Origin of the sequence: Acinetobacter bouvetii (assembly GCF_902753875.1) — a bacterium.
GTDB lineage: Bacteria > Pseudomonadota > Gammaproteobacteria > Pseudomonadales > Moraxellaceae > Acinetobacter > Acinetobacter bouvetii_A.
This window is the reverse complement of record NZ_CADDTS010000007.1, coordinates 110961-137323: the sequence shown is the minus strand read 5'-3', so window position 1 is coordinate 137323 and position 26363 is coordinate 110961. Positions and strand designations below refer to the sequence as shown.

At 42.8% G+C, this 26363-nt stretch carries 25 protein-coding genes and 1 pseudogene; 3 read left to right on the top strand and 23 right to left on the bottom strand.

All coding sequences use genetic code 11. From position 1 onward, the window contains the following. Nucleotides 1-334: 334 nt before the first annotated feature. From FB6_RS02490 to FB6_RS02480, 3 genes are all read right to left on the bottom strand, one after another. The gene (locus FB6_RS02490) at nt 335-760 is read right to left on the bottom strand and encodes a YqaA family protein (RefSeq protein ID WP_174558516.1); all 426 of its coding nucleotides are present in this window, start codon (nt 758-760) and stop codon (nt 335-337) included. A gap of 27 nt (nt 761-787) precedes the next feature. Then, nucleotides 788-1072, bottom strand: coding sequence for a hypothetical protein (locus FB6_RS02485; RefSeq protein WP_174558486.1), 285 nt, complete (start codon nt 1070-1072; stop codon nt 788-790). Between the two features lie 87 nt (nt 1073-1159). Continuing rightward, nucleotides 1160-1777 (bottom strand): glutathione S-transferase N-terminal domain-containing protein, encoded by a 618-nt coding sequence (locus FB6_RS02480; protein WP_174558485.1) that lies wholly within the window; start codon nt 1775-1777, stop codon nt 1160-1162. Between the two features lie 327 nt (nt 1778-2104). On the opposite strand from FB6_RS02480, the gene FB6_RS02475 reads away from it, so the two are divergent. After that, on the top strand, nt 2105-2578 hold the full coding sequence (locus tag FB6_RS02475) for an Hsp20 family protein (protein ID WP_174558484.1): 474 nt from the start codon (nt 2105-2107) through the stop codon (nt 2576-2578). A 129-nt stretch (nt 2579-2707) separates the two neighbouring features. On the opposite strand, the gene infC is transcribed toward FB6_RS02475, so the two are convergent. The 4 genes and pseudogenes from infC to FB6_RS02455 form a co-directional block, all read right to left on the bottom strand. Further along, nucleotides 2708-3256, bottom strand: a complete 549-nt coding sequence (gene infC / locus FB6_RS02470; RefSeq protein WP_174558515.1) for a translation initiation factor IF-3 — start codon at nt 3254-3256, stop codon at nt 2708-2710. A 5-nt stretch (nt 3257-3261) separates the two neighbouring features. Beyond that, the gene (gene thrS / locus FB6_RS02465; RefSeq protein ID WP_174558483.1) at nt 3262-5184 is read right to left on the bottom strand and encodes a threonine--tRNA ligase; all 1923 of its coding nucleotides are present in this window, start codon (nt 5182-5184) and stop codon (nt 3262-3264) included. Between the two features lie 237 nt (nt 5185-5421). Continuing rightward, nucleotides 5422-6586: pseudogene (locus FB6_RS02460) on the bottom strand (alanine racemase). 10 nt (nt 6587-6596) lie between these two features. Beyond that, complete coding sequence (locus FB6_RS02455; protein ID WP_174558482.1) at nt 6597-7883, bottom strand: D-arabinono-1,4-lactone oxidase; 1287 nt, start codon at nt 7881-7883, stop codon at nt 6597-6599. 233 nt (nt 7884-8116) lie between these two features. On the opposite strand from FB6_RS02455, the gene FB6_RS02450 reads away from it, so the two are divergent. After that, complete coding sequence (locus tag FB6_RS02450) at nt 8117-9757, top strand: acyl-CoA synthetase (RefSeq protein ID WP_174558481.1); 1641 nt, start codon at nt 8117-8119, stop codon at nt 9755-9757. 150 nt (nt 9758-9907) lie between these two features. On the opposite strand, the gene yjgA is transcribed toward FB6_RS02450, so the two are convergent. From yjgA to mazG, 9 genes are all read right to left on the bottom strand, one after another. Then, the gene (yjgA, locus tag FB6_RS02445; protein WP_174558480.1) at nt 9908-10444 is read right to left on the bottom strand and encodes a ribosome biogenesis factor YjgA; all 537 of its coding nucleotides are present in this window, start codon (nt 10442-10444) and stop codon (nt 9908-9910) included. Nucleotides 10445-10446: 2 nt separating this feature from the next. Next, nucleotides 10447-10716, bottom strand: coding sequence for an HPr family phosphocarrier protein (locus tag FB6_RS02440; RefSeq protein ID WP_174558479.1), 270 nt, complete (start codon nt 10714-10716; stop codon nt 10447-10449). Further along, nucleotides 10713-11564, bottom strand: coding sequence for an RNase adapter RapZ (gene rapZ / locus FB6_RS02435; protein ID WP_174558478.1), 852 nt, complete (start codon nt 11562-11564; stop codon nt 10713-10715). Before rapZ ends, FB6_RS02440 begins: the two co-directional genes overlap by 4 nt. A gap of 26 nt (nt 11565-11590) precedes the next feature. After that, entirely contained in the window at nt 11591-12436 is an 846-nt protein-coding gene (gene panC / locus FB6_RS02430; RefSeq protein WP_174558477.1) for a pantoate--beta-alanine ligase, read from the bottom strand. Between the two features lie 2 nt (nt 12437-12438). Next, nucleotides 12439-13248: a 3-methyl-2-oxobutanoate hydroxymethyltransferase gene (gene panB, locus FB6_RS02425; RefSeq protein ID WP_174558476.1), complete on the bottom strand. Its 810-nt coding sequence runs from the start codon at nt 13246-13248 to the stop codon at nt 12439-12441. A 39-nt stretch (nt 13249-13287) separates the two neighbouring features. Next, a complete protein-coding gene (gene folK / locus FB6_RS02420) occupies nt 13288-13776 on the bottom strand; it encodes a 2-amino-4-hydroxy-6-hydroxymethyldihydropteridine diphosphokinase (RefSeq protein ID WP_174558475.1) in 489 nt (162 codons plus the stop codon). Next, complete coding sequence (gene pcnB, locus FB6_RS02415; protein WP_174558474.1) at nt 13773-15236, bottom strand: polynucleotide adenylyltransferase PcnB; 1464 nt, start codon at nt 15234-15236, stop codon at nt 13773-13775. Before pcnB ends, folK begins: the two co-directional genes overlap by 4 nt. Before the next feature lie 135 nt (nt 15237-15371). Continuing rightward, complete coding sequence (locus FB6_RS02410) at nt 15372-15776, bottom strand: ComEA family DNA-binding protein (protein WP_174558473.1); 405 nt, start codon at nt 15774-15776, stop codon at nt 15372-15374. Nucleotides 15777-15787: 11 nt separating this feature from the next. Then, on the bottom strand, nt 15788-16549 hold the full coding sequence (gene mazG, locus FB6_RS02405) for a nucleoside triphosphate pyrophosphohydrolase (RefSeq protein ID WP_174558472.1): 762 nt from the start codon (nt 16547-16549) through the stop codon (nt 15788-15790). Nucleotides 16550-16661: 112 nt separating this feature from the next. On the opposite strand from mazG, the gene FB6_RS02400 reads away from it, so the two are divergent. Then, nucleotides 16662-17438 (top strand): SDR family oxidoreductase, encoded by a 777-nt coding sequence (locus FB6_RS02400; protein ID WP_174558471.1) that lies wholly within the window; start codon nt 16662-16664, stop codon nt 17436-17438. A gap of 111 nt (nt 17439-17549) precedes the next feature. On the opposite strand, the gene FB6_RS02395 is transcribed toward FB6_RS02400, so the two are convergent. The 7 genes from FB6_RS02395 to FB6_RS02365 form a co-directional block, all read right to left on the bottom strand. Next, complete coding sequence (locus tag FB6_RS02395; protein ID WP_174558470.1) at nt 17550-18242, bottom strand: hypothetical protein; 693 nt, start codon at nt 18240-18242, stop codon at nt 17550-17552. A gap of 12 nt (nt 18243-18254) precedes the next feature. Then, nucleotides 18255-20315: a hypothetical protein gene (locus FB6_RS02390; protein WP_254592183.1), complete on the bottom strand. Its 2061-nt coding sequence runs from the start codon at nt 20313-20315 to the stop codon at nt 18255-18257. Continuing rightward, nucleotides 20306-21811 carry a hypothetical protein gene (locus FB6_RS02385; RefSeq protein ID WP_174558469.1) on the bottom strand — a complete coding sequence of 502 codons (1506 nt, stop codon included), beginning with the start codon at nt 21809-21811 and terminating at the stop codon, nt 20306-20308. Before FB6_RS02385 ends, FB6_RS02390 begins: the two co-directional genes overlap by 10 nt. Before the next feature lie 364 nt (nt 21812-22175). After that, on the bottom strand, nt 22176-22829 hold the full coding sequence (locus tag FB6_RS02380; RefSeq protein ID WP_254592182.1) for a 4'-phosphopantetheinyl transferase family protein: 654 nt from the start codon (nt 22827-22829) through the stop codon (nt 22176-22178). A gap of 94 nt (nt 22830-22923) precedes the next feature. Next, nucleotides 22924-24333: a ribosome biogenesis GTPase Der gene (gene der, locus FB6_RS02375; RefSeq protein ID WP_174558468.1), complete on the bottom strand. Its 1410-nt coding sequence runs from the start codon at nt 24331-24333 to the stop codon at nt 22924-22926. A 171-nt stretch (nt 24334-24504) separates the two neighbouring features. Continuing rightward, nucleotides 24505-25653, bottom strand: coding sequence for an outer membrane protein assembly factor BamB (bamB, locus tag FB6_RS02370; protein WP_174558467.1), 1149 nt, complete (start codon nt 25651-25653; stop codon nt 24505-24507). Continuing rightward, nucleotides 25653-26354 (bottom strand): YfgM family protein, encoded by a 702-nt coding sequence (locus FB6_RS02365; protein ID WP_174558466.1) that lies wholly within the window; start codon nt 26352-26354, stop codon nt 25653-25655. The genes bamB and FB6_RS02365 overlap by 1 nt, the downstream gene beginning before the upstream one ends. Nucleotides 26355-26363 lie beyond the last annotated feature (9 nt).

Sequence of the window (26363 nt, the reverse complement as noted above, 5' to 3'; positions counted from 1 at the left end):
ATTTAAGCAAGCTTTGGATACACGAGTGTGGCAGGGATGCCACACGTTACCCATCCCTTGCGCTGCATTTTAAAGCAGTGCTTAAAACTAGCTCAGGACGTTGTGTATGGGTAACAAAGGCTTTTCTTGCGAACTCAAAATATATTTCGAGGTTCTCATTTTGGCCTCTCAAAAGTAAGACTTCGCCTACACAGATGCCTTTCGATTTTATTGAAAAATTGCGGCAGTGAAAGCCTATAACGTAAATGAGATGATTTTTTGAAATTAACTATTTTCACAAAAATCAAAATCTTTAATAAAACTATTAGGCAATATTGGCGAAAACATCTCTTTTTTATTGCCACATGGAAAAAGCCAAATAAAGAAACAGATAACGCCCAGTCTTAGCTACACTAACCAATAAGAAAAACCGCCAGAAGTTTTCTTTCATCAAACCGGCAATCAAGGTAATCGGATCACCAATAATCGGCAGCCAGCTCAACAATAACGAGCCATAACCATACTTATGATAGATCCCTTGTGCTTTCAGCATTTGCCGCTCTGAAACAGGAAACCATTTTTTATTCTTGTAATGTTCGATCTTAAAACCGAGCCACCAGTTAATGCAGGAACCGAGTACATTGCCCAGACTGGCTACCAACAGCAATCCAGACACCGAATGACTTTGCTGAGCCAATAGCGCCAGTAAAACCGCTTCAGACTGTAATGGCAATAAAGTCGCAGCACCAAAGGCGGAAATAAATAATGCAGCATAGGACAGCATGAGATGACTGACTATTTAAACTTTTTAAAGCCCCAGTTTTTTCTTGGTCGAGCTATATTCATAACTTGACCACAACACAGCTAAAACAAGAACCAGATAACGGCTATAGCTATAACGTTGAGCCAAGGGCTGAATGGCAGCACTGAGGATATTTTCATCCTGAGTATTTAAAGTCGCCATAAAATTCTGGATATGCACGGCTTCTGCAATATAAAGAATCAAACACGCTGCAATACCAAAAATAATGCTCCAATAGACTTTTGCATTATTTTCCACAATACGCGTTGAATTTAAAAAGAAATTTTTCATGCCAACCATCCAACAAAAAACCACCGCAAGGGTGGTTCTTATTCATTATTCACTGCATCTTAGCATAACTGCATGACGGTGCAATTATTACACCTTAATCGACAATGCTTTTTGTATGGCCGGACGTGCAGTCAAACGCTCCACATACTCTTTCACATAAGGATAATCTTCCAGCTGAATTTGCTGCCATTCATAACGTAAAATCCACGGCAAAATCGCCATATCAGCAATCGAATATTCACCCGCCACATACTTTTGACCAATCAGCTGCTTATTCAGCACGCCATACAAACGTTTGGTCTCATTAACATAACGCTCTATGGCATAGGGAATTTTTTCCGGGGCAAAGCGGCCAAAATGATGATTCTGTCCCAACATTGGTCCCAGTCCGCCCATTTGCCACATTAACCATTGCTCAACTTCGACGCGCTGCTGCTCATCGGTTGGATAATAAAGTCCTGTTTTACGTCCCAAATACTGCAAAATGGCGCCAGATTCAAACACTGAAATCGCCTCACCACGCGGTCCGTCCTGATCCACAATGGCGGGTATTTTATTGTTGGGAGAAATACGTAAAAAATCAGGTTGAAACTGGTCATTTTCCAGAATATTGATGGGGAAAATTTGATACTCCAGCCCCATTTCTTCTAAAGCTATTGTAATTTTATGACCATTGGGCGTCCCCCAATAATAGAGATCAATCATGTTTTCTACCTTTTGCCTTTCTCGTTTTACATGACATTCTTGAACGGTATGCTTACTTATATCATGTTTTTTATTGATAAATCATTAATCTTGATTGCAGCTTAAAAATCAAAAAAATATATAAATATCTATTTTTATTTAAAATTATTCGATCCAGAATTTTTTTCAGTTTTCATATTTTCCATGATTGAAAATATCCAAAACAATCCTATATAAAAAATAGAGCGATGATCTTTTCAAAGATGGCTTTAAATACTGTAGATATTCTATCTCCCTGTATTTCCTTCGTTTATCAAACTTCATTCACTGTACTGAGGAGGTTCTACCATGAGCAATTTCAGTCTTAGTCCCCTATTCCGTCGCAGTATTGGTTTTGATCGTTTAAATGATCTTTTCGATTATGCCATGCAAAGCGATACTCCCAATTACCCGCACTACAATATTGAAAAAACAGGTGACAATAATTACCGCATTGTTGTTGCCACCGCCGGATTTAATCAGGATCAACTTGAGATTAATCTGGAAAACCAGTTACTGACCATTAGCGGTAAAGCGATTGAAGAAAATTCAGATACCACGGTTGAATTTCTGCATAAAGGCATTTCCAGCCGCTCATTTAAACTGTCGCTACGTCTGGATGAACATATTGAAGTCCAACAGGCAGATTATGAAAATGGCCTGTTGAAAATTGACTTGCAGCGCAGTGTTCCGGAAGAAGCTATGCCACGGCAAATTCCAATTGGCAGCAAAACCACGGAGCAGATTACCGCCGCCGAAACGAAAACTGAAACGGTGAAATAGCTATTTCAAAGACCCGTCAATGACCGGTCTTTTTTATCATTAAGTCTGTCGATTAAACAGATGATTCAAAAAAATCATCGCCATAAAAAAAGCACTGCCAGTGCAGTGCTTTTTTCAATCATTGAGTGCTTACTTTTTACGTTTCGGTCCAAGTAGCATACCCATTTGACGGCCTTCCATTTTTGGTGCTTGTTCCACTACACCAACTTCAGCCACATCCGCTTCAACTTTTTGCAATTGAGCCAGACCGAGTTGTTGGTGAGCCATTTCACGACCACGGAAGCGTAAAGTGATTTTTACCTTGTTGCCTTCTTCAAGGAACTTGATAATGGCACGTAATTTTACGTTGTAATCACCAACATCTGTCGCCGGGCGGAGCTTGATTTCTTTCACCTGGACTTGATGCTGTTTTTTCTTCGCTTCTTTCTGCTTTTGCTTGAGATCAAACAAATGCTTGTTGAAGTCCATGATTTTGCATACTGGTGGCTCTGCATTTGCAACAATCTCAACCAGGTCAAGATCTGCATTTTCAGCTGCACGTAAGGCATCAGCCAAGCTTACGATACCTTTTTGCTCTCCATTTTCGTCTACAAGACGGACTTCTTTTGCACGAATTTCATCATTCAAGGCAGGACGGTTTGATTTTCCGCCCTGTTGATTACGGTCAGGCTGTTTAATCGCTTTTACTCCACAATGTACCGGCCACGTTCGGCTACGGCTGCTTTCACTAGGTCAACGAAGGCATCGATTGACATAGTACCCAAATTTTTTCCTGAGCGGGTACGGACATTCACTGTACCTTCCTCAACTTCACGGTCTCCAAGAACCAGTAAGTAAGGAATACGCTCTAAAGTACGTTCACGAATCTTAAAGCCGATTTTCTCATTTCTCAAGTCAGAAATGGCACGGATTCCGTTTTCTTTCAGTTTCGCGACGACTGACTCACAGGCTTCAGCTTGTGAATCGGTAATGTTCATCACACACGCTTGAGTTGGTGCTAACCAAGGTGGCATAAAGCCTGCGTAGTGTTCAATCAGTATACCAATAAAACGCTCGAAACTGCCAAGAATTGCACGGTGCAACATTACAGGCTGGTCACGATCGTTATCTTCTGTTACATAAGAAGCATCTAAACGTTCTGGCAAGTTAAAGTCACACTGAATAGTACCGCACTGCCAGATACGGCCTAGGCAGTCTTTCAATGAGAATTCAATTTTCGGACCATAGAATGCACCTTCACCTGGCTGTAAATCCCAAGCCAAGCCAGCAGCATCTAAAGCATCTGCCAAAGATTTTTCCGCCATGTCCCAAAGTGCATCATCACCTACGCGTTTTTCTGGACGTGTAGACAATTTCATTTGCACTTCTTCAAAGCCGAAGTCTTTATAAACGTCTAAAGTCAATTTGATGAAATCAGCAACTTCTTTACCAATCTGTTCTTTGGTACAGAAAATGTGTGCATCATCTTGAGTAAAGCCGCGAACACGCATAATGCCATGTAAAGAACCTGATGGCTCGTTACGGTGACAAGAACCAAACTCTGCCAAACGGATTGGAAGATCACGGTAAGATTTCAAACCTTGGTTGAACACTTGCACGTGACATGGGCAGTTCATCGGTTTCACCGCATAGTTACGGCTTTCTGAATGCGTAGTAAACATGTTTTCGGCATAGTTTGCCGCATGACCTGATTTTTCCCAAAGCGTGAAGTCCACAATTTGCGGAGTTTTCACTTCAAGATAACCATTGTCTTGCTGCACTTTACGCATGTACTGTTCAAGTACCTGGTAAATAGTCCAGCCATTTGGATGCCAGAACACCATACCCGGTGCTTCTTCCTGCATATGGAACAAGTCGAGTGCTTTACCAATTTTACGGTGGTCGCGTTTTTCAGCTTCTTCAATACGTTTTACATAAGCTGCAAGCTGTTTCTTGTCTGCCCACGCTGTACCGTAAATACGTTGCAGCTGTTCATTCTTCGCATCACCGCGCCAGTAAGCACCAGAGATTTTAGTCAGCTTGAATGATTTTAAGAATTTGGTGTTCGGTACGTGCGGACCACGGCACATATCCAAGTAGTCTTGATGGTAGTACAAGCCCATTTGTGTTTCTTCAGGCATGTCTGCAATCAAGCGTAATTTGTATTCTTCGCCACGTGCAGTGAATTCTGCAATCACGTCGTCACGCGGGGTCATTTTTTTCACGACATCATAATCTTGATCGATGAGCTTTTTCATACGCTCTTCAATCGCTGCCATGTCGTCTAAAGTAAATGGACGTGGCATCCAGATGTCATAGTAGAAACCTTCTTCAATGACTGGACCAATGACCATCTTTGCTTCAGGGAACAGTTGTTTAACCGCATGACCCACCAAATGTGCACAAGAGTGACGAATAATTTCGACCCCTTCTTCATCTTTAGGCGTGATGATTTGCAGGCTTGCATCTTCAGTAATTAAGTCGCTGGCATCAACCAAACGATCGTTCACACGACCAGCAACAGTATTTTTCGCAAGACCAGGACCGATGCTTTGAGCAACTTCCATCACAGATACGGCATGATCAAACTGTTTTTGATCGCCATTTGGCAAAGTGATAATTGGCATATAAGAAATCCTTAAGGAGTGATGCCCCGTACCATGGAGCATGTCACCGCGAGATTATGATCGAGGGAGACCCTCAAAAGATAAAAACGGTGGATAAATAAAAATCGCCTAGAATTTTACACGTCTTATCCACAGGATTAAACCTTTTCGCCTAGAAAATTCGCGATTTGACTGATTTTGAATTTATTTGCCAATCTACCGTGCTCCTGAAAATTAAGGAATAGCGCTTGATATTTTTTATTCTCGAAAATTATCCCACGCAACAAAACTGCCATTTGCATAAGCATAAAGCTGGGCAAATTGCGGAATCACCGCTTCACTTTGCGTCGGCCTTAAAAAGACATAATCGTCCGCAGCCAGTTCACAATGTTTCGGTACCAGCAGCATTTCCTGATTGCTGCTGCGGCCATACCAACGATTCAGCTTGCTCTTTTCAGGATAAATATAGTCGGCCTGCCAGTAACCACCATAAATAAACAGCGCTTTATAGGAATGCGGCAGATGATTGAGGACTTCCAGACCGGGTAACTTACTATATTGCAAGGCTTTTAATACTGGCGTGGCAATCCATAAGGCACATTTCAGCGCAGATAAATTTTCCAGATCAAAATCACTCGGCTTGAGCAGCATCGAGCCAAAAGCCAGATCATTGCATACACTCTGCCGACAATGCTGCATAAAAGTAGGACTGCCGCCACCATTGAAGCACAAGTTTTCATGCCATAAATCCGGGAAGTGCTGCTGAATCATCATTTTGTACTGTTGATAACTTTGCTGCGATTGTTGATAACTTTTTTCAGCTGATTTTAAAATTTTCGGCAGTTTGGCCACATGTGCATCATAGCCCATCAATCCGCTCAATTTGAGATGGGCTGAATGTTGCTGAATGTTGCTGAATCAGCTTGAGCAAGGCCAGAAATTGCTGCAGATTTTGCACACCCCCGCGATGCAGGCCCACATCAATTTCAATATTCACCTGCAAACAAATGTTAAACCATTGTGCCAGCTGCAAATATTGCTGTAAGCGGCCCATATCATCAATCAGCCACTGAATCTGCATGTTGTGATACAGCGGATTTTGATACAGCCGTTCCACTGCATGTATCGGCATCGGTTTACCTAGCAAAATATCCGCTTGCTCAAACTCGTTTATCACTTCCGTCAGATGTGGCAGGTGAAAGACCATGAAGCGCTGGGTATTCAGCGTTTCACTCACCAGTTTAAGCAGTTGCAGATTGGCCAATGATTTCACCACTAAACGTGGCTTGAGCTGTTCCGGCAAATGCGACTGTACATAATCCAAATTGTGCTGATAGTGCACCAGATCCAGAATCAGCTGTGGTGTACCGGTGCCCTGCTGTTGTAACTGCTGCGTCAGTTGCTGAAAATAATTGGATTGCATTACCCTCACCTCATTTTCCAGACAGAAATAGCTGCTTCAAATAGGGATTCAGCCATTTTTTCTGCGGGTCCAACTGCTGACGCAGCGTCATAAATTCGTCCCATTTTGGGTATAAATCACGTAGCGAGGTAGCCGTCATGGAATGCAACTTGCCCCAATGCGGTCGTCCCTGACATTTCTGTAAAATCGGCTCAACCAGATGAAAAACCGCGTGATAATCCTGCTTATAAAACTGGTGGATGGAAATGGAAACCGAGTCACGCTGATAGAAAGGACTTAAGTCAATATCATCCGCTTTGACATAACGAAACTCAATGGGAAAAAACATCGGGACGTGATGCTTTCTTAAAGTCGCTAAAACTTCTTCCAGACATTGCAAACCCAACGCCAGCGGAATCTGATATTCCATTTCATTAAATCTGGTCTTGCGTGGCGTAGGAAAAATGCGATGCGACCAATCGACATAGCAGCTCGGTTTGACAAAGACACCCAGCAGTTTTTGCAGATAAGCATTCGTCACCGGGAACCTTCGGGTCAATTCAGAACACAAGGTCAGCAAGGCATCCTCAGAAGGCCATGTCTCTTTTCTCGGCTGAACAATTTCATCCGTTTCATCCAGAGTTTTTAACATCACCAGATCTGAATGGATAAAGGCCCAAAATTCAATATGCCGGTGTTGCTCCTTCCATTGATCAATCTGGCTAAAAACCTCTTGAATGGGGCACAATCGGATCTGTTCTTTTAATTTGTATGCGGGACGATTTTGCAAAGTTATTTTGGTCATCACACCAAAACTTCCCAAGGCCACCCGTCCAACCTGAAAGATGTCCGTGTTTTGCTGCCGGTTACATGGCAACAGTTCGCCATCTGCGGTGAGTAATTCGAATCCTTCGACAAAGGCAGATAAGCAAGGTAAATCCATACCGGTGCCGTGTGTGCCCGTGGCAATAGCACCCGCCAGACTTTGCTGATCTATATCCCCCTGATTAATGAGAGCCTGATGGATGGGCGCTAGCGCTTCGCCCAGCTCAGATAAACGGGTTCCAGCTTGAACCGTAGATTGTATTTGCGCCTCATCATAGGCCAGCAAACCGTTGAAATGATCCAGACTCAGCAACACGTCATCGGTCTTGGCCAATGCGCTAAAGGAATGTCCTGCTCCAACGACCCGAATATGCTCATGTGATTTCACTATTTTTTGTAATTCATTCAGCTGCCGAGGTTGAAAAATTTCCGGATGCGCCTGCTGACTCCCAGACCAGTTCTGCCATCCTTTATCCACCTGTTGTATTTTCATTATTATTCCCTGGCTGATACTATTTTAATTGCCCAGTTAGAGTAAAATACCTAAAAAAGCAAATATGGGAACCCATAAGTTCAAAAAAATAAGTGCTATAAAATAATTTATATATATTTCAATGTTTTAAAAATTATCAAATAGCACTCGACTAAAGCATAGATGCAAGATTTTCAAGAAGTGCATATCTTTTTCTACAGGATATGAAAACAAATATAGAATGGAGTTTAATCATGGTTAGCGCATACGATGAATTACCGCGTACCCCCGCAAATTTTGTAGCGTTGTCCCCTTTACGCTATCTGGATCGCGCGGCTTATATTTACCCCAATCAAAATGCGATTATTCATGGTCAGCGCCGTATTACCTGGCGTGAAAAATATAATCGTTGCCGTCAGTTTGCACACCAGCTCCAGCAATTAGGCATTGGTAAAAATGATACCGTTTCAGTACTGTTGCCTAACGTGCCTGCCATGATAGAAGCACATTTTGCCGTGCCCATGGCCGGTGCAGTACTCAACACCTTAAATACCCGTCTGGATGCCAAAACACTGGCCTTCATGCTTGAACATGCTGAAACCAAAGTGTTGCTGGTTGACCCTGAATTTAGCAAGGTGGCCACTGAAGCATTGGCGCTCATCCCGCAAGAAGTCTATGTCATTGATGTTGCTGATGAAGAATATGAAGGTGCAGATAGCCGTATTGGTCACATCGAATATGAGGACTGGATTGCACAGGGCGATGCCAATTTTGACTGGCATTTACCCACAGATGAATGGGATGCCATCAGCTTAAGTTACACCTCTGGAACCACGGGCAACCCGAAAGGCGTGGTGTATCATCATCGTGGTGCCTACATTAATGCAGCCAGTAACATCATTGCTTGCGGCATGATGCCGCGTGCTACCTATTTATGGACACTTCCCTTATTCCACTGTAATGGCTGGTGTTTTGCCTGGACCATGGCGGCCAATGGCGGCACTAACGTCTGCTTGCGTAAAGTCGATGCCGAACTGATCTTTAAATTAATTGCCGAACACAAAGTCGATTACTTCTGTGGCGCGCCGATTGTCTTGTCGATGCTGATCAATACCCCTGAAGAGAAAAAGACCAAGATCGATCACCGTGTCGAAGTCATGGTGGCAGGTGCAGCGCCTCCTGCAGCAATCATTGAAGGTATGCGTAACATCGGCATTAACGTGACTCATGTTTATGGCTTGACTGAAACCTACGGTCCTTCTGCACTGTGTGCTTCACAAGCGGGTTGGAGCGACCTGTCGATTCAGGAACAGGCACAACTGCATTCACGTCAAGGCGTGCCTTATCCACTGCAAGATGGCATGAAAGTGCTTGATCCAGACACCATGCAAGAAGTGCCACATGATGGCAAAACCATGGGCGAGATTATGTTCCGTGGCAACATCGTGATGAAAGGCTATTTAAAGAATCCGGAAGCCACGGCTGAGGCCTTTGCCGGTGGATGGTTCCACACCGGAGATCTGGCCGTGTGCCAACCGGATGGCTATGCCAAAATTACCGATCGCTCTAAAGATGTGATTATTTCCGGCGGTGAAAATATTTCCTCACTTGAAGTAGAAGAAGTGCTGTATCAGCATCCTGCTGTTCTGACTGCTGCGGTGGTGGCAAAACCGGATCCGCGCTGGCAGGAAGTCCCATGTGCCTTTGTGGAACTGAAACAAGGCAAAACTGCAACCCCTGAAGAACTGATTGAATTCTGTAAGCAGCATTTGGCCCGTTTCAAAGTACCTAAAGATTTGGTAATTACCGAAATTCCAAAAACCTCAACCGGTAAACTGCAAAAATTCATCTTGCGTGACTGGGCCAAAGAACGTTCTGCGGGTGAGTTTCAGTAATCCTTCATCAGATAGGTAAAGTCCCCCTTTTTAAAGGGGGATTTAGGGGGATTAGCCCTTGTAAAATATCATTTCTCACCTTTTAAAAGAGAGAAGAAAAAAAGCGACTCCATCGAGTCGCTTTTTTAGTTTACGTATGAAAACTGGCAATCAATTATCTGAAATCAACGCCACTTGCTGAATATAGTTAAACAGTTTTAACTTGGATGCAGCCAGCTCTTCTTCAGTCACCTGATTTTTAATATCACGATGGATACGCAAAATATGCTGACGAATTGCGTGATGCTCAGCAGCATTATGCGCTTTCATGAATTCCTTGATCACCGGATCACCTTGCGCAATCATGCGGTCGACCCAACGTTGCAACTGTGCAGTTTTTTTCGCACCTTGCTGTGGGGTCAAATAAGACAAAATCATGGTTTCATCTTCATTACGCAATAATTTACCAATACGTAAAAACTGACGGCGACGAGCCTCTCCCGAAGTAATACTACGTACATCGAGTAAAGCATCAATTAAGCGTTCTTCTACCGGAAGTTTCTGAATCTGTTTGATACTCAATTCAGCCAGTTGTTCGCCCAAAGCAGCCATACGTTGCACTGCTTTCTTTTGTTCGGTTTTACTCGCACGTCCTTCTAAACTATCAAAGTCATCTTCTGTAAAACGCTGTTGCGGTCGACGTGCCACGATTAATCTGCCTCGTAAAATTTTGCTGCAAATAGCGCCAGAATTTCAGACAAAGCTTGTTCTTCATCTGCACCTTCCAGCACTAAACGTAAAGTTGTGCCCTTGCCTGCACCGAGCATCAGCAAGGACATAATATTTTTTGCATCGACTAATTTGTCACCTTTACCAATTTGAATCGATGAACGAAATTTGGTGGTCACTTCAATTAGTTTTCCAGACGCACGCGCATGTAAACCTAGTTTATTAATTACGTCAACAGTTGTGTCAATCATGACCAGTGCTTCATTTCTCTGTGGAGGACTTGGATAGACCATTTTTCCTCAAGGGCTTTTTTGAGTCTATCTACGATATATACCGAACGGTGCTGCCCTCCCGTGCATCCAATCGACACCGTCATATAGTGACGATGACCTTCAGCAAAGGCAGGCAACCACTTATCTAAAAAATGATAAATGTCTTGGAACATTTCATTGGTTTGTTCACTTTGCAGCAAAAACTGCTGTACAGGCAGATCCAGACCTGAATATTTACGGAGTTCCAGATCCCAATGCGGATTAGGCAAATGACGTACATCAAAGACATAATCTGCATCCAGCGGAATACCGTGTTTATAACCAAATGATTGTAAAATTAAAATCAGGTTATCTGATTGTCCAAGTTTAGACAATAAGGTGTGTTTCAGATCATGTACGCTTTTATCCGTCGTATCTATATGCACCGTTGAACGCAACTGGATTGGAAGTAGTAAGGTTTTTTCTTCCTGTATACATTCATTCAGGCTTTTAAAACGACTGGCTAAAGGGTGCGGACGACGTGATGCACTAAAACGTGAAATTAGTCCTTGATCTTGGGTGGTCAAATAAATAATGTCGACCGAACCATGTCTCTGTAATTGCTCAAAAACATGATCAAACTCCTGCAAATCTGCACGGGTACTACGCACATCCACGCCCAGCGCCAGTTGTTCCAGATTATTTTCATGATCAAGTTTTTCAACAATTTCAGGCAGCAATGCCAATGGCAAATTATCAATACAGTAATAGCCCAAATCTTCAAGCACCTGCAAGGCAGATGATTTTCCTGATCCAGATTGTCCTGTAACGATTAAAATACGCTTCATGGCAAGGCTGTCCTTAATAGTGAAGTCTATGCAGTATATGCAATCTGCAAGTTATCAATCAGTCGGGTATTACCTAATTTGGCTGCGATAAACAGCACCACATCCTGATCAAATGCTTCAATTTTTTGTAATTCCGGAGTACGCGCTTCCACATAATCCACAATAAAACCGGCTTGTGTCAACTTCTGCTTAATATTTTCCAACACTTCGGCCAGAGCTACACCCTGATGCAATTCCTGTTCAGCGGCTTTTAAGGTTTGGAAAATAGTCGGTGCGATTTTGCGGTTTTCTTCACTTAAATAACCATTGCGTGAGCTAAGCGCCAGACCATCTTCAGCACGAGTAATCGGCACACCAATCACCTCAAGTGGAATATTCAGATCACGTACAAACTGACGAATCACCGCCAGTTGCTGATAATCCTTTTGCCCGAAGAATGCAAAATTAGGTTGCACAATATTAAACAGTTTGGTCACTACAACGGCCACACCATCAAAATGACCTGGACGCTGCAAGCCACACAGATCATTGGTAATTTCAGACACACTGATGTTGGTTAAACGTGGCTTGTTGCCATACATTTGCTCTACAGTCGGAGCAAAAATAATGTCACAGCCAACATCAGCCAACAAATGGCTATCCTGTTCCAAAGTACGTGGATAGTTGTCGAAGTCTTCATTTGGCCCAAATTGGATTGGATTGACAAAAATACTGACCACAACCACGTCACATAACTTGCGTGCTTCACGCACCAGGTTTAAATGACCTTCATGCAAATTACCCATGGTCGGGACAAAACCAATAATCTTTCGTGCCGATCGAGCTGGACTCAGTGAAGCAGTTAATCCTTGAATGGTCGTTTCAGTTTTCATGTTTACAGCTCGACTTGAAATGTTTGTTCTTTAGCAGGGAATGAACCATCTTGGACTGCTGCATGGTATGCTTTAAAAGCATCCAGAATGGCCGTTTCCCCAGCTTGCTCTTTCATAAAATTACGGACAAATTTAGCCACACGACCGAAGGTTAATCCAAGCATATCCTGAACTACCAAGACCTGACCGTCCGTATCTGCACCAGCACCAATACCAATCACTGGAATATGCGGAAACAACTCACTAATTTCTTTACCCAGTTGTGCAGGTACACATTCTAAAAGTAATAGTGCAGCCCCCGCTTCGACCACAGCTTTACAATCTGCAATCAACTGATCTGCGGCCGCACGGGTACGTGCCTGCAACTTATAACCACCAAACACGTGTACAGACTGCGGTGTTAAACCTAAATGCACACAAACAGGAATTCCGTTACGGGTCAACACAGTCACGGTTTCGCTTAACCAGGCACCACCTTCCATTTTGACCATTTGTGCCCCCGCCTGCATCACTACTTTTGAGCTTTGCAAGGCATCATTGAGGGTGGCATAACTCATGAACGGCAAATCCGTCATAATAAAGGCATGCTGATTACCACGGCGTACTGCTGCAGTATGATACGCCATGTCTTCTACAGTCACAGGCAGGGTTGAATCTCGCCCCTGAATCGACATCCCTAAAGAATCGCCAATTAAAATACTGTCAATTTCTGCAATTTCCATCGCCTTGGCCATACTTGCGTCATAGCAAGTCAGGCAGGAAAATTTGCGCCCATCCGTTTTAAATTGTCTTAAGTCGCTGAGACTAATCATCACGATGTTCCTCTAACACGTTGCTTGAACATGCCTAAATTAAATATTTGACCAAGATTCATCATCCAAAACAGATAAAGTCGGATGTTGAACCAGAGGTAAATCTTTTAATTGTTGTGCTTTAATTTCTATATTGGCATCTAAATCTAACAATGGGATGACCACGAAATCACGCTCCAACAACCCCACATGAGGGACCGTCAAGCGTTCATTCTGAATCTGTTGCTGACCATAGACCAATAAGTCCAGATCCAAAGTCCGTTCGCCCCAACGACGTAAACGCACCCGGCCGGATTCCTGTTCAAAACGTTGCAATTGATCCAATAAGGCCAAAGGTGCTAAATCCGTCACCAGTTCTGCAACCGCATTTAAATAATTCGGTTGGTCTTGTGGTCCCATAGGTGGACTTTGATACAACTTGGAGGTTTTAACCGCCCCCAGGGTGGCAAGCTTCTGCACAGCTTCAATCAAAATTTGCCGTGAATCCCCCAGGTTACTGCCTAAACCAATATAAGTGACTGTGCTCATTGTGTTGGCCCAAAAATCACTTGGCTTAAATCACGTTTCACCCGCTTACGTTTTAAAATTGGATGATCATATCCAATTTCCGAACCAGCAGAAGCCGCATTTTGTTGAACCGGTTTTTCAGCGCGTGTTCTGCTTTTACGCTCACGACGACTACGTGGTTCAGGCTCGTTCACCAAAGGTTCAATTTCAGCAACGGCAGCGACCGATTTAGTCTCTACTACCTCTTCCGTACTGGCTTTACGGCGATTTTTCGCACGCTGACGGTTGTACTGACTGATGGCACGTTCTTTTTCATCCGCACTCATCTGCTGATACGCATCCCACCATGTGCCCATGCCCTGCGTACTGTCATCGCCCGACTTTTCACGCAGCAACAGGAAGTCAAATCCGGCACGGAAACGCGCGTGGGTGGATAAAGCCTGAATTTGCTGCGGTTTAGGATTCAGCAAACGGGTTTGCATTTCCCAGACTTCACGAATAAAGGTTTCGGCAAAACGTGGAATAATGGTTCGAGTGGCCTGACGTTTTAACACATCTAAACCCGCTTGAGCACGGGCTTCAGCAGGTACCACACCTTTATTCAAATAAAATTCACAGCGTTCTAAAAACGGTTTCCATAACAATACGGCATAGAAAAATGCCGGGTTGATGGTTTTCCCGATTTGGATACGTTGGTCGGTATTGATGGCCGCACGTTCAATAAAGGTTGAAATTTCTGGACGAATATCAGCAAACAGCTGATGCCAGATATCAAAATCGATCAACATGGGTAGAACACGATTTAAATGTCCCATGGTGAACAATTTCTGCGATTCATCATACAAACGATGCGGAGAGATATCACGCAACAATTGGGTCATCGCCGGGGTAAAAATCTCTAAAATTTCCGGTGCAATACTAAAATTTAATTTTGCTGCAAAACGCAAAGTACGCAGCATCCGTACCGGATCTTCTTCAAAACGCAAAGTGGGGTCACCCAACAAGCGTAAGGTTTTATTTTTTATATCATCAATGGCATGGCAAAAATCCAGCACAATGCCCTTACGCGGCTGGTAATACATCGCGTTAATCGAAAAATCACGGCGGGCAAAATCTTGCTCAATCGTGCCCCAGTTGTTGTCACGTAAAATCATCCCTGAAGCAGAAGTCACTGCTTTTTTAGGCGGGGCACGGAACGTGGCGACTTCAATCAGTTCACGACCGGAATAGACATGCGCCAACTCAAAACGTCGGCCGATAATACGGCAACGTCGTCCGAAGACTTCTTTCACTTGAGCCGGGGTTGCATTGGTAACCGCGTCAAAATCTTTAGGATTCAGACCTAACATTAAGTCACGGACACCACCACCGACGATATAAGCTTCATAGCCTGCCTTGGTTAAGGCATCAATAACATCTAATATGGAAGAAGGTAATTGAGCGGTTGATAAACCACATTTTGACGCGCGCAAAGTTTGCAAAAGACGCTGTCTCCTACGTCTGAACGTAAAATATCTAAGATGACGCTAATCATATCTCTAACACAATCAAAGGGCAATTTGATTATCTCGATGCTCAATATTTTGTTCAACATTCTGAGTAATCATCATCCGCTATTACACAGCCAATCGGTCTTTATTTTTGGCAAACAGTGCAGGTCCTATGCCCTTGACCTGCTGCAACTCTTCAATATTTTTAAATTTTCCATTTTTTTGCCGATAGGCAATAATCGCTTCAGCTTTCTTTAAGCCCACGCCGGACAAGGTTTGCAGCTGTTCGAGATTAGCTTGATTCAAATTAATCTTGTTCGCTGTTGCTGAAGTTAAAGCAGGTTTGGCCAGATAATAGTTTTTGGTGGAGACTCGCGGAATCTTTAAACGAGCATCCTGAGCCTCCTGTTCAGCCTTCCATTTCAAATATTGCTGGTCAAACTGTTGAGCATAACTGCTGGATACATTCAATAAGGACAACATCGCAAAAATATAAAAGATCCTATTGAAGATAGGTATTATTTTTTTCATTGGGAAACCTATTATTTTAATTGTTGTTTCGCTTGCTCCCACAGTTGATCCATTTCTTCTAATGATAGGGCTTCAATATTTTTATGTTGTTTCTGAGCCTGATCTTCAATGAAAGCAAAACGTGTTCTAAATTTATGAATGGTACTTAACAGTGCCATTTCACTAGAAAGCCCTAGTTTACGTCCAACATTGATCAGTGAAAACAAACAATCGCCAAACTCGTCGAATATTTCGTCGGAATTTTGCCCCTGCATCGCCTGTTGTAACTCGGCCAGCTCTTCGTTCAGTTTGCCATAAGCTCCGGTGACATCGGGAAAATCAAAACCAATTTGTGCGGCATTTTTTTGAATGTCATGCGCCTGCTGAATGGCCGGGCCATGTTTGATGTCATCTAGGCGTGATTGTGGCTTGCCCTGTTTTTCCTGCTGTTTAATCTGCTTCCAAAGTAGCGAAACATCTTCTGCACTGAGCTGTGAAAATTGTTCAGCCTGAAATACATGCGGATGACGACGGATCAATTTTTCAGTAATGGCATTCACTACATCATTAAAATCAAATGCCCCTTGCTCGCTATACATTTGTGACTGAAACACTACCTGTAACAGCAAGTCACCCAGTTCATCCCTCACTTCATTAGCATTGCCTGCTCTGACCGCTGCTTCAACTTCATACGCCTCTTCTATGGCATAACGGGTTAAGCTTTGTGGGGTCTGCTGCTGATCCCATGGACATTTTTCACGTAGTTCGCGCATCACTGCCAATAATTTATCCATGTTTTCATCACTCCCACATTTCAGACAGACTACATTTTCAAGTTCATTTTTTGTTATGCTCAATTTATGCATAAATGACACATCATAAAAAAATTGAAAAAAGGAAAAGCAGATGCACAGTATCTTTATTAGTGGTGCAGCACAAGGAATTGGTGCAGCAATTGCAACGCTGTTTTATCAACGTGGCTACAAAGTCGGCATTTATGATATCAATCTGCCGGCAGCGCAAACGCTGGCCCAGAATTTAGGAGCATGGGCCAAAGCCGGATTACTAGATGTCAGTGATTATGGTCAATGGCAACAGGCTTTAAGCGAATTTCATGCTTGGGCAGGAGAAATCAATGTGCTGGTCAATAATGCCGGCATTCTCTACTCAGGTACATTTGAACAGACCGATATTGCCGCACATCATCGAACCATCGATATTAATGTCAAAGGTATGCTCAATGGTTGCCATGCAGCTCTTCCCTATTTACAACAAGCTTCCTTTGCTCGGGTAATCAACCTGTCCTCAGCTTCCGCCATTTATGGTCAACCAGATCTGGTTTCTTATTCTGCCAGTAAATTTGCCGTCCGCGGTTTGACCGAAGCGCTGGATATTGAATGGCAAAAATATGGCATCCGGGTCTTAGATGTTATGCCGTTATTTGTGCAAACTGCCATGGTGAAAGACATGGATGCCGGCAGCATTCAAAATATGGGCGTGCACTTAAGTGCAGATGATGTCGCGCTACAGGTTTATCAGCAAGTTCAGGTAAAAGACACTATATTTACCCCAACTCACCATCCTGTAGGCATTAAATCTAAAATCCTGTTCAGCCTGTCTAAAGTGAGTCCGCAGTTTGTAAATCGGATGAGTAATATATTTTTGGCGAAAAGGAATAAGTAAAATCAAAAGCAAAAGAGCCTAATAAACAGGCTCTTTTTTATTTCTGACATTAATTCAATCATCCCAAATAAATTCAATTATTTATTGGGAATATTTAACTTCAATCAACTTTTAAATATCGTTGAGAACTTTTGGTTTTTCAGCTGAGCTAGTTGGCATTTTAAATTCAATACCGGCTTTTTTAAACAGTTTCGGATATTCCACTAAAGCCATACTTGAATTTTTAGCAATGCCAGTTATATCACCGACAACATTTTTTGCATCAACTAAAGATAAACCCGTGTTAGTCAAACCGGCTGGATTTGTCATCAAACTGGTACTTACCTGTTTAGCTCCTACCGCCAATTCACGGGCAGTTAAACTTGCAATGACAAAGTTTGTTGCAGAATCCAATAAGTATTTCTTTTGCTCCATATTCAATGCTGAAAGTTTAGCGACTGTTGCTGCTTCGTCATTTTGAGACGCTTCTAAAACAGCATTAGACATTGCTACAATTTCTTTTTGAATAGCTTCTTTTTCTTTCAAATCAGAAGTTGTTTTCAGGCTTTTCTGTTTTGCTTTTAATTCATCTGAGTCCTTTTTACTTGCAAGTAATGACGCTAAAGCACTACGGCTTTGAATGAACATCGCATTGGTTGCTTTGGCTTGAGTAAAGAAACCATTAAGATCCATATTTGATGAAGATACACCAGTCGCAGATTCAGTCAGTGTCGAAGCAAGGCTACTGAGTGAACCAAAACCTGCATAAACACTTGATGCTCCCATTGATGCCGTTATTGCTAAAGCAATCGCAATTTTTTTCATACCTTGTTACCCCTATTGTGAAGAATCGGCTTTTTGCACGATTTGATTTAAAATTTTTGGTAAGGCCTCAAACATCTGAATGTTATACATTTCATGACGATGTTGATGCACAATACCTTTCAACTGAATTTCCTGCTGTAAACCATAAGCACCAATTTTTTCAGCCTTCTGGTTGAATCTGCGCGCACCGCTGGCCATAACCAACGTAGCATCACAGTTACTTTTATCTGCATTACATTTAACGCTGTCCTTATTCACGTCAATCTTGAATACAGGTTGTAAGCATTCATCTTTGGGAATATAGAAATTTAAATCCATATTCTTTTTAAATCCTGAATTTTCAGTCATATGCAGCACCGAATCTTGCAGAGATGTCTGCCCTTTAAAGCCAGAACCGGTGGCATAAAATGGTCGTTTCGATTGACTGGTAAAAGCGTGATAAAGCAGCGGACCAAATCCATAAAATGGAATTTCCCCCACCTGTTCAGTATGCAAACCTGGACAGAGCACTCGTGCCTGCTTGGAATCACCTACAGGAGCAGAACTATCAATTAGAATACGGTCTCCCGAACGCACAGGGAGCCGATCACTACTGCTGACAGGAAAATCCAGTTGTGCCGTAACCTTTCCGCCTTGGCGTTCTAGCACAGTTGCTTCCCAGGTCGGAATCAGGATGTCTCGTCCTGCAGCTTTATCTTGATGATAGACATGAACTTTCATGCCGGTACTTAAGCGTTCACCTGCATCATCAATCGTGATGCTTTTCGAACTTGAATTAGAAACTTTCAAATCTGATCGGGTAAATTGAATCCCTTTTTGAAATTGTTGCCCCAATTTCAACAGGGCATTTTTTAGCACGACTTCTTTACGCGCTTCTAAAGAAAAGCCCATACCCTCAGAAATCACGTCTTTAATATCATCGGTTGCATGCGCGGAATAAATTACACGACCGGAACGGTCGATCATTTCAGCAAAAACTTCACTATGAAAAATCTGCTGTTGGGTCATTTTTCCGATCTGCTGCTGATAGGCAATCACTGGAATCACATTAATCCGGATAAAGAATTCCGGCAGCTCACGCTGATTAATGTCCGTACTTTGTGCCAAAGCGGTCTGTTCACTGACACTTTGTGCCATAGCACTATAACGACGGTTGACCGGCGTCAAAGTAAAAGAGGCTTGCTCACCAACGGCATCCGAAAAAATCTGTTCGATTAAATCTTTGGACTCACCTTGATAGGTCAAAACATCCACCACCAAGGCTTTGGGTTTGTTCATGGCCTGACGCATATTGGTTGATACCTTGCTAAAGCGTTTGCTGTTGCCCTGCATCAGCACCGGTACAGCCACCGCATAATCACTGTCTGCATGTACCACCCGAATCAGGTCTCCTTCAGCAGAACTGAGTTCATCCTGTATCGCAATGCCCTGCTTAAAACCTTTATCCAGCACCAGATAGGATTTCCACTGATCAATCACCTGAGTATCAATTTCCGTCACTTGCAGCTTGGCTTTCAAGTCCTGTGTGAGTTGCTGCGTCAAAGTCAGTAAGCTACTTTGAAATTTCTGTTGAATCGCAGCTTTGGTTGCAGCCGATTCAACATCGGAACTTAAGACCTGAATCGGCTGAGACAAGGTTTTACTGTCACTGTAAATTACTTCACCAGACAACACATTGGTCAGTTTTAAGCTTAAGGTCACCGGTAAAAATATTTCTGCCGTAGAATCTTTTCTAACCACATACTCACTGGCACGCAGTACCTCAAGTGAAGCGACATAAGTCCGATGTTTGGTTTTTTGCGAAATACTATCGACAATCTGTTCGCCTAAACTCTGCTTTAAACCTTGTACAAACACTTGCTCGGCTTGCTTACGAATTACATCATTATCAATCGCCCGGCTAAAATCACAGACAATTGAAGCCCCATTGGCTTCATACTTGTTCGGGTCAGCACGGCAACCTTGTTCCAGACCAAAAATTCCTTTCGATGTATAAATCTGAATATCTGCATGCGCCACTGCCGAACATAGCATTGGCATAGCCAAACATAAGGCTTTGAATTTTATTTGCATTGCGTACCACCAATACACAATGTGATGGTATTACCGGCTTGTAAACGTTCAGCGCTCGATAAGGTTGGATTGACCTTACGCAGTGCTTTGGCCAATTCTGCGCTCATCGGCTTTTCACCTTTATAGGTCATGGTCATTTCAACCAATTTTCCATCTTGAGTACGAATATCGATATTTTCTGCACCCTCCATTTCGTCTAGGGCAATATACAAATCATCGCCTAAACGTGAAGACACATTGCCTGAAACACTTTTCACAAAAATGGTGATTTCTTTACCATACATCGAACGGTTTTTTGCATAACCTAAAATCTGTGGTCCAACTTGGCTAATCGCCAATTCACCCAGTTTTTTCGCTACATTGGTTCGACATGAATCTGTCGTCGCTCCTGTCGATGATTCTGTACGGGTTTCACCGCCCATTAGCGTCGAATCATCTACAGAATAGATTTTAAAACTCACGGCACCATCACAGACAAACTGTCCCGTAGCCTGTGAACGTCCACGATCATAAATATAAGAACTGCCCGCCATAAACCAGTCCGCTTTTTCTTTACGTGCTGCAGTGACCAGTTTATTCAGTTCAGCATCACTCATTAGCTGTTGAATGGTCATGCTACGCCCATTTAAATACTGACTTCTAAAACGGTCAGAATCCAGCAAACGTAAATCGTAACGCGATGCAGAACTCGCTATAGAATTTAAGGTTTGGTTATCGCGTTCAGCCTTGGTACTTGGAGTCTGATACTCCACATATTTCACAAAACTTTGAATATCATTTTGCCGTTCAGATTGGCTATATTTAGCCGATTCACTGGCGTTATAGCTGGTTGAAGATGATGATTTACCTGAATTATTGTGGCTTGCTGAGCGCGCAGAAATACCTGCACCAGCACCATAATAATTACCATAGGCATAGCCTGATGCAGCAGATGAACGGCCTTTAGATGAATACGAGTCTGAAGCACTGGCTTTAGCGCTTTCACTTGCCTTATAGCTGGCATCTTCATCATAGCTATAACTACGGTCAGAAAAATATGAGGTAAACTCTTTAACAGGTTTGGCATTATCTTTAGGAACACCAAAGTATTCATCCATCACAATCATGATAGGGCTGGTCCGGCTATTTTTCTTTGCAAGTCCAAGATCATTTAAAATGGAACGAAACTCCTGATCATCCATTTCCAGACTGACTTGAGTCACCAATTCATTATTGCCTTGTGTCGAGCTACCGCGATTAATAATATAGGTAGAATCTACTTGTTTAACAATTTCATCTAGATGCTGTTGTGCATCGACCATGGCCTGAGGACCATTTATTTTTTTGATCATTGCAATAACAGCATCCATTTTTGCATTATTAAATGCCTGATTGCGTGTGCCATTCGGATCTTTTTTTACAATTGTGGCAGTCCCCTCACCATTGACTTTAATTATTTCTGCATATGTGAATTGTCCCGCGAATGCACACATCAATGCCAAGATGGTTTTTTTCATCATTTCTACCTTTTTCCATTAAAGTTTTGGAACCAGCCAATTATTTAAAATTTGTATCTTTTTAACGTGATTTAAGAGAAATCAAAAATTAAACAAATAATATACAAATTTTAACATTAACTCCATCACATAATTTTAATTTTTATTTATTTTCATCAAGTTAAATAATAATTAAATCATTCTTTAGATATGGTAAACAAAAGATAATTTTTCTATTTTTAATTTATTTTTACATCATTTTTTTAAATAAACGTTAGCAATAAGAAAGGAAACTAATTACGCTCAAAAACATCACGAAGTTAAAAGGAAGTAAAGCGTAATAAGGAAATGTGAAATAAACATAAAGCTGATACTGAATCTAAAATCATTTTGCAGCTGACAAAAAGATCTGAATCTCCGGAAAAGCAAAACCCTGACAGGACGCTTCTGAACGCCAGGCCACGGTTAACATGACATGACCTAAATGGAAGTTTTGATAGGCAAATGTCCCAATGAGAGGATGACTACACATGCCGCCATCATGCAGCGGATGAACCCGGGTATCCAGTTCATTCAAGTTTAAACGCACCCCCAGCCCAGAGGCTTTTAATACCGCCTCTTTGGTGGTCCAGACTTTAAACCAGTAATCTGGATCCTGCTCCAGTTCATTCCAGCACTGCAATTCATGCGCATGAAAAGCATGGTTGGCCAAGGCTTCAAACCTGACCTTACGATCCAGATCCTCAATATCCACGCCCAGATCGCGCATCTGCGCACTAGTAGCTAAGGCATAATTCTTCTGGCTATGGCTATGATTAAAATAGAATTGAGGAAAGTCGATTAAATAGGGCTTGCCATAATCGGTCGTTGCGAAATGTGCCTGTTGAATAGGAGTCTGTAATTGCTGGGAAAGTAATTGATTACGATAATCGTAGATCTGATGTTTTTGCAGCTGAATTTTGCTTTTGCGATCCAATTCCGCAGCGACTGACACGATCTGCTCAATGCGTTCCACATCCACGCGAATCAATCTGCCCACCTGCATCCACCCGATCAAAAATAGAATCATATCTTAAAAGAAAAAAGCCCAAAGATCACTTTGGGCTTTTTGAAAAATTTAAATCCTGAGATGATTAACGTTTAAATTTCTTCTCGGCTTTCTTGAACTTCTGTACATAACGGCGTTTACGCGCTGCAGTACGTTCATCAATCTGAGATTTACGCCCTTCAAACGGGTTTTCCGAGGTTTTAAATTCGATTTTTACTGGTGTACCTTCCAGTTTGTACACTTTGCGGAACACGTTTTCGAGATAGCGACGATAATCATTCGGGGTCTTATCCACTTTGTTACCGTGAATCACGATGGTCGGGGGATTTTGTCCACCCATGTGGGCATAACGCATTTTGATACGACGACCCTGTACCATAGGTGGATGATGCGCATCTGTAGCATCATTCAAGATCTGGGTAATTTTTGCCGGTGAAACTTTCAGGTGTGAAGAGTCATAAGCACGGTGAATAGATGGATAGAGATCACCTACCCCTGTACCATGCAAAGCAGAAATCAAGTGAATTTTTGCCCAAGGAATAAAGTCAAAGCGACGATCGACATCTAACTTACATTGTTTGCGATCATACTCAGACATGTTGTCCCATTTGTTGATCGCAATCACCATGGCACGACCGGCTTCCAGCGCATAACCAATCAAATGCAAGTCTTGCTCGACAATCCCGTCGCGCGCATCAACCACAATCACCACAACATGGGCATCTTTCATCGCTTGTAAAGTTTTCACGATTGAGAATTTCTCAATCATTTCATCCACTTTACCTTTACGACGTACACCAGCAGTGTCAATCAGAGTGTATTTACGACCATCGCGCTCGAATGGAATATACACCGAGTCACGTGTTGTCCCCGGTTGGTCAAATGCCACCACACGGTCTTCACCCAACAGGCGGTTCACTAAAGTCGATTTACCCACGTTTGGACGACCAATAATCGCTAAACGTAAGCCAGTGTCTCTGTCATGCTGATCTGGATTTTCATCTTCAGGTACATCTTGCAGTACTTCTTCCAGCATTTGCTGAACACCGCGGCCGTGGCTTGCAGCCACCTGCATCGGCTCACCCATCCCCAGTTTGAAGAATTCAACCAGTGCTGCTTCTGCGTGTACACCATCGACCTTGTTGGCCACAAGAAAGACTTTCTTGCCTAAAGTACGCAAGTCACGTGCAATCTGTTCATCAGAGGCAAGTAATCCGGCACGTGCATCCACCACAAAGATGATCATGTCTGCTTCATGAATGGCAGTTTTAGACTGCTCCGCCATGTAAGAGTCAATTCCACCTTCGGTTTCGCCAATACCACCAGTATCGACCACGATGAATGATTTATTTTGATAAGTCGCGTCGCCATATTTACGGTCACGGGTCAGACCGGCAAAATCAGCAACAAGCGCATCACGGCTCTTGGTGATCTGGTTAAACAGCGTTGATTTTCCGACGTTCGGACGACCAATGAGCGCAATTACGGGTTTCATAGATTAACCTTTATTCAAGATCAGCCAGTTTGAGTGGCCTGAACATCAGAAACTGTGGAAGAAAAAATAGACCAGAGATCTAAATAAAAACACGGGGTATTGAGAATTATCAATCACCCCGTGTTTAAAAAAATACGGATTTTGCTTAGTTTAACATAAGGCTGAAGAAAATTAACGATTCTGCCAAATGCTTAAAGCGCCCTTACGTGTTGCCACATAAAGCTGATTATCAATCACGCGTAGTGAACGCACTTCACCACTGGTTTTTGAACGACCAATCAACTGGCCTGTGGTTGGATCAATCAGATGCAAGACACCATCCAGATCGCCAACCACCAGATCCTGACCGAGCATGACCGGATTACTCAACTGGCGATGCAACAAACTGTCGTTTTGCCATAATTGCTCACCGGTTGCCAGTGCATAAGCGGTAATTTTGCCATCTTCCTGTGCAACATAGACGGTATTATTAGCCACTTCTGGACGCTGGATACTGCTGGCATCCTCACTCCACACAATTTGTTGTGCAGCCAGATCCATCACTGTCACTTGCCCCTGGTAACTTGTGGTCACCAGAAATTGGCCAGCCACCACAGGCTCGCCATCAATATCGTTCAGGCGCTGAATATCAGAACGGCCTTCACTCACAGCTACACGGCGCTGCATACGTGGCACACCACTAATGATATCCAGCGCATAAACATAAGCATTCGATGAGGCAATCAGCACCGTACGCGGATCAAGCGCTACCGGTGTGGCTGTACCACGCAAGCTAAACTGTACGTTTGGAAGATTATAGGTCCAAACCTGCTGACCGGTCGCCAAATCATGCGCATACACAGTGTCATCGTTGGTCAGGGTAATCACACGACCTGACTGAATAAGTGATGCAGATAAAATCGCACCCGATAACTGTGCAGTCCAGCGTTGCTCACCGGTCGCCTGATCCAGAGCAAACAGTTGACCTTTTTTATTGCCAACCACCACCAGACCTTCAGCAGCTTCAATACCTGCACTTAGTCCTGACTTCGTCACCTTTTTCTGCCACAGACGCTGTTTACCTTGATAAGCAGATACTTCACCATCTGGATTTACAGTGAAGACCACACCATTATCGGCATCCAAACGTAAACGTAACGGATCTTCTTTACTGGTAGAAGAAACGCTTTGAGAAAATACAGGAACAAGACTTTTTGCCTGAACCAATTTTGGCAATGGATTCGGTTTCACCTCTTCCACTTTTGTTTTATTCGTAGAACAACCAACGAGTGCAAAGGTTAAAATTGTTAGTGCAAACGGTATCTTGTATTTTCTATCCATCACGACTCATCCACTTGTGTTTCTAAAATTGGGCGTTCAACATCAGGATCATCAACTAAAACGCCGACACTTTCGAGTTTAATTTGTAAAATTTGACGTTCTTGTTTACGTTCAAGCAGTGCATCCCATGCACTCATGTACGATTTTTTAGCATTTTCTATATCATTTTTAGCAACATAGACATCACCTAGCGCTTCATCAGCCGTTGCTTTAAACGCCGGATCTGTGACTGCTGACAAGGTTTTAATGGCATCATCATATTTTTTTTGCGCAAGCTGTGCATAAGCCAAACGTAGTTTTACCACTTGTACCAGACCAGCATCATCGACTTTGGAATTTTCAACTTTTTTCAATGCACGTTCTGCATGAGCATAATCCGCTTTGTCATAAGCCAGTTTGGCCATTAACAATTGAGTTTGAATGGCCTGTGCAGAATCTGGAGCTTCTTTGACAATTTTGTCCGCAGTTGCAGACAATGCATTAAATGCGTTGGCATCATCCTTCACATTCTTTGCATCATCCATCAATTGCTGCACCTTGGCTGTTTCCATTTGTGATTCAGCCAGGTTCTTCTTCTGCCAATATTCCCAACCGAAAAAGGCAATCAACGCGATTAAAATCCCACTAATGATGGCCGAGCCATATTTTTTAGTGAAACTTTTTAAGCTATCAAGTTGTTCCTCATCACTCAATGCGTTCATGTGATTACC

Excerpts from the sequence above, each read along its gene's own strand:
- thrS (WP_174558483.1), bottom strand. The coding sequence starts at position 5,184 with ATGCCAATTATCACTTTGCCAAATGGCGATCAAAAACAGTTTGATCAT.
- FB6_RS02395 (WP_174558470.1), bottom strand. The coding sequence starts at position 18,242 with ATGAAAAAAATTGCGATTGCTTTAGCAATAACGGCATCAATGGGAGCA.
- FB6_RS02410 (WP_174558473.1), bottom strand. The coding sequence starts at position 15,776 with ATGAAAAAAATAATACCTATCTTCAATAGGATCTTTTATATTTTTGCG.
- rapZ (WP_174558478.1), bottom strand. The coding sequence starts at position 11,564 with ATGAAGCGTATTTTAATCGTTACAGGACAATCTGGATCAGGAAAATCA.
- FB6_RS02365 (WP_174558466.1), bottom strand. The coding sequence starts at position 26,354 with ATGAACGCATTGAGTGATGAGGAACAACTTGATAGCTTAAAAAGTTTC.
- FB6_RS02475 (WP_174558484.1), top strand. The coding sequence starts at position 2,105 with ATGAGCAATTTCAGTCTTAGTCCCCTATTCCGTCGCAGTATTGGTTTT.
- FB6_RS02400 (WP_174558471.1), top strand. The coding sequence starts at position 16,662 with ATGCACAGTATCTTTATTAGTGGTGCAGCACAAGGAATTGGTGCAGCA.
- panC (WP_174558477.1), bottom strand. The coding sequence starts at position 12,436 with ATGAAAACTGAAACGACCATTCAAGGATTAACTGCTTCACTGAGTCCA.
- panB (WP_174558476.1), bottom strand. The coding sequence starts at position 13,248 with ATGATTAGTCTCAGCGACTTAAGACAATTTAAAACGGATGGGCGCAAA.
- folK (WP_174558475.1), bottom strand. The coding sequence starts at position 13,776 with ATGAGCACAGTCACTTATATTGGTTTAGGCAGTAACCTGGGGGATTCA.
- FB6_RS02455 (WP_174558482.1), bottom strand. The coding sequence starts at position 7,883 with ATGAAAATACAACAGGTGGATAAAGGATGGCAGAACTGGTCTGGGAGT.
- mazG (WP_174558472.1), bottom strand. The coding sequence starts at position 16,549 with ATGGATAAATTATTGGCAGTGATGCGCGAACTACGTGAAAAATGTCCA.
- der (WP_174558468.1), bottom strand. The coding sequence starts at position 24,333 with ATGAAACCCGTAATTGCGCTCATTGGTCGTCCGAACGTCGGAAAATCA.
- FB6_RS02385 (WP_174558469.1), bottom strand. The coding sequence starts at position 21,811 with ATGAAAAAAACCATCTTGGCATTGATGTGTGCATTCGCGGGACAATTC.
- FB6_RS02440 (WP_174558479.1), bottom strand. The coding sequence starts at position 10,716 with ATGATTGACACAACTGTTGACGTAATTAATAAACTAGGTTTACATGCG.
- FB6_RS02450 (WP_174558481.1), top strand. The coding sequence starts at position 8,117 with ATGGTTAGCGCATACGATGAATTACCGCGTACCCCCGCAAATTTTGTA.
- bamB (WP_174558467.1), bottom strand. The coding sequence starts at position 25,653 with ATGGATAGAAAATACAAGATACCGTTTGCACTAACAATTTTAACCTTT.
- FB6_RS02480 (WP_174558485.1), bottom strand. The coding sequence starts at position 1,777 with ATGATTGATCTCTATTATTGGGGGACGCCCAATGGTCATAAAATTACA.
- FB6_RS02485 (WP_174558486.1), bottom strand. The coding sequence starts at position 1,072 with ATGAAAAATTTCTTTTTAAATTCAACGCGTATTGTGGAAAATAATGCA.
- FB6_RS02390 (WP_254592183.1), bottom strand. The coding sequence starts at position 20,315 with ATGCAAATAAAATTCAAAGCCTTATGTTTGGCTATGCCAATGCTATGT.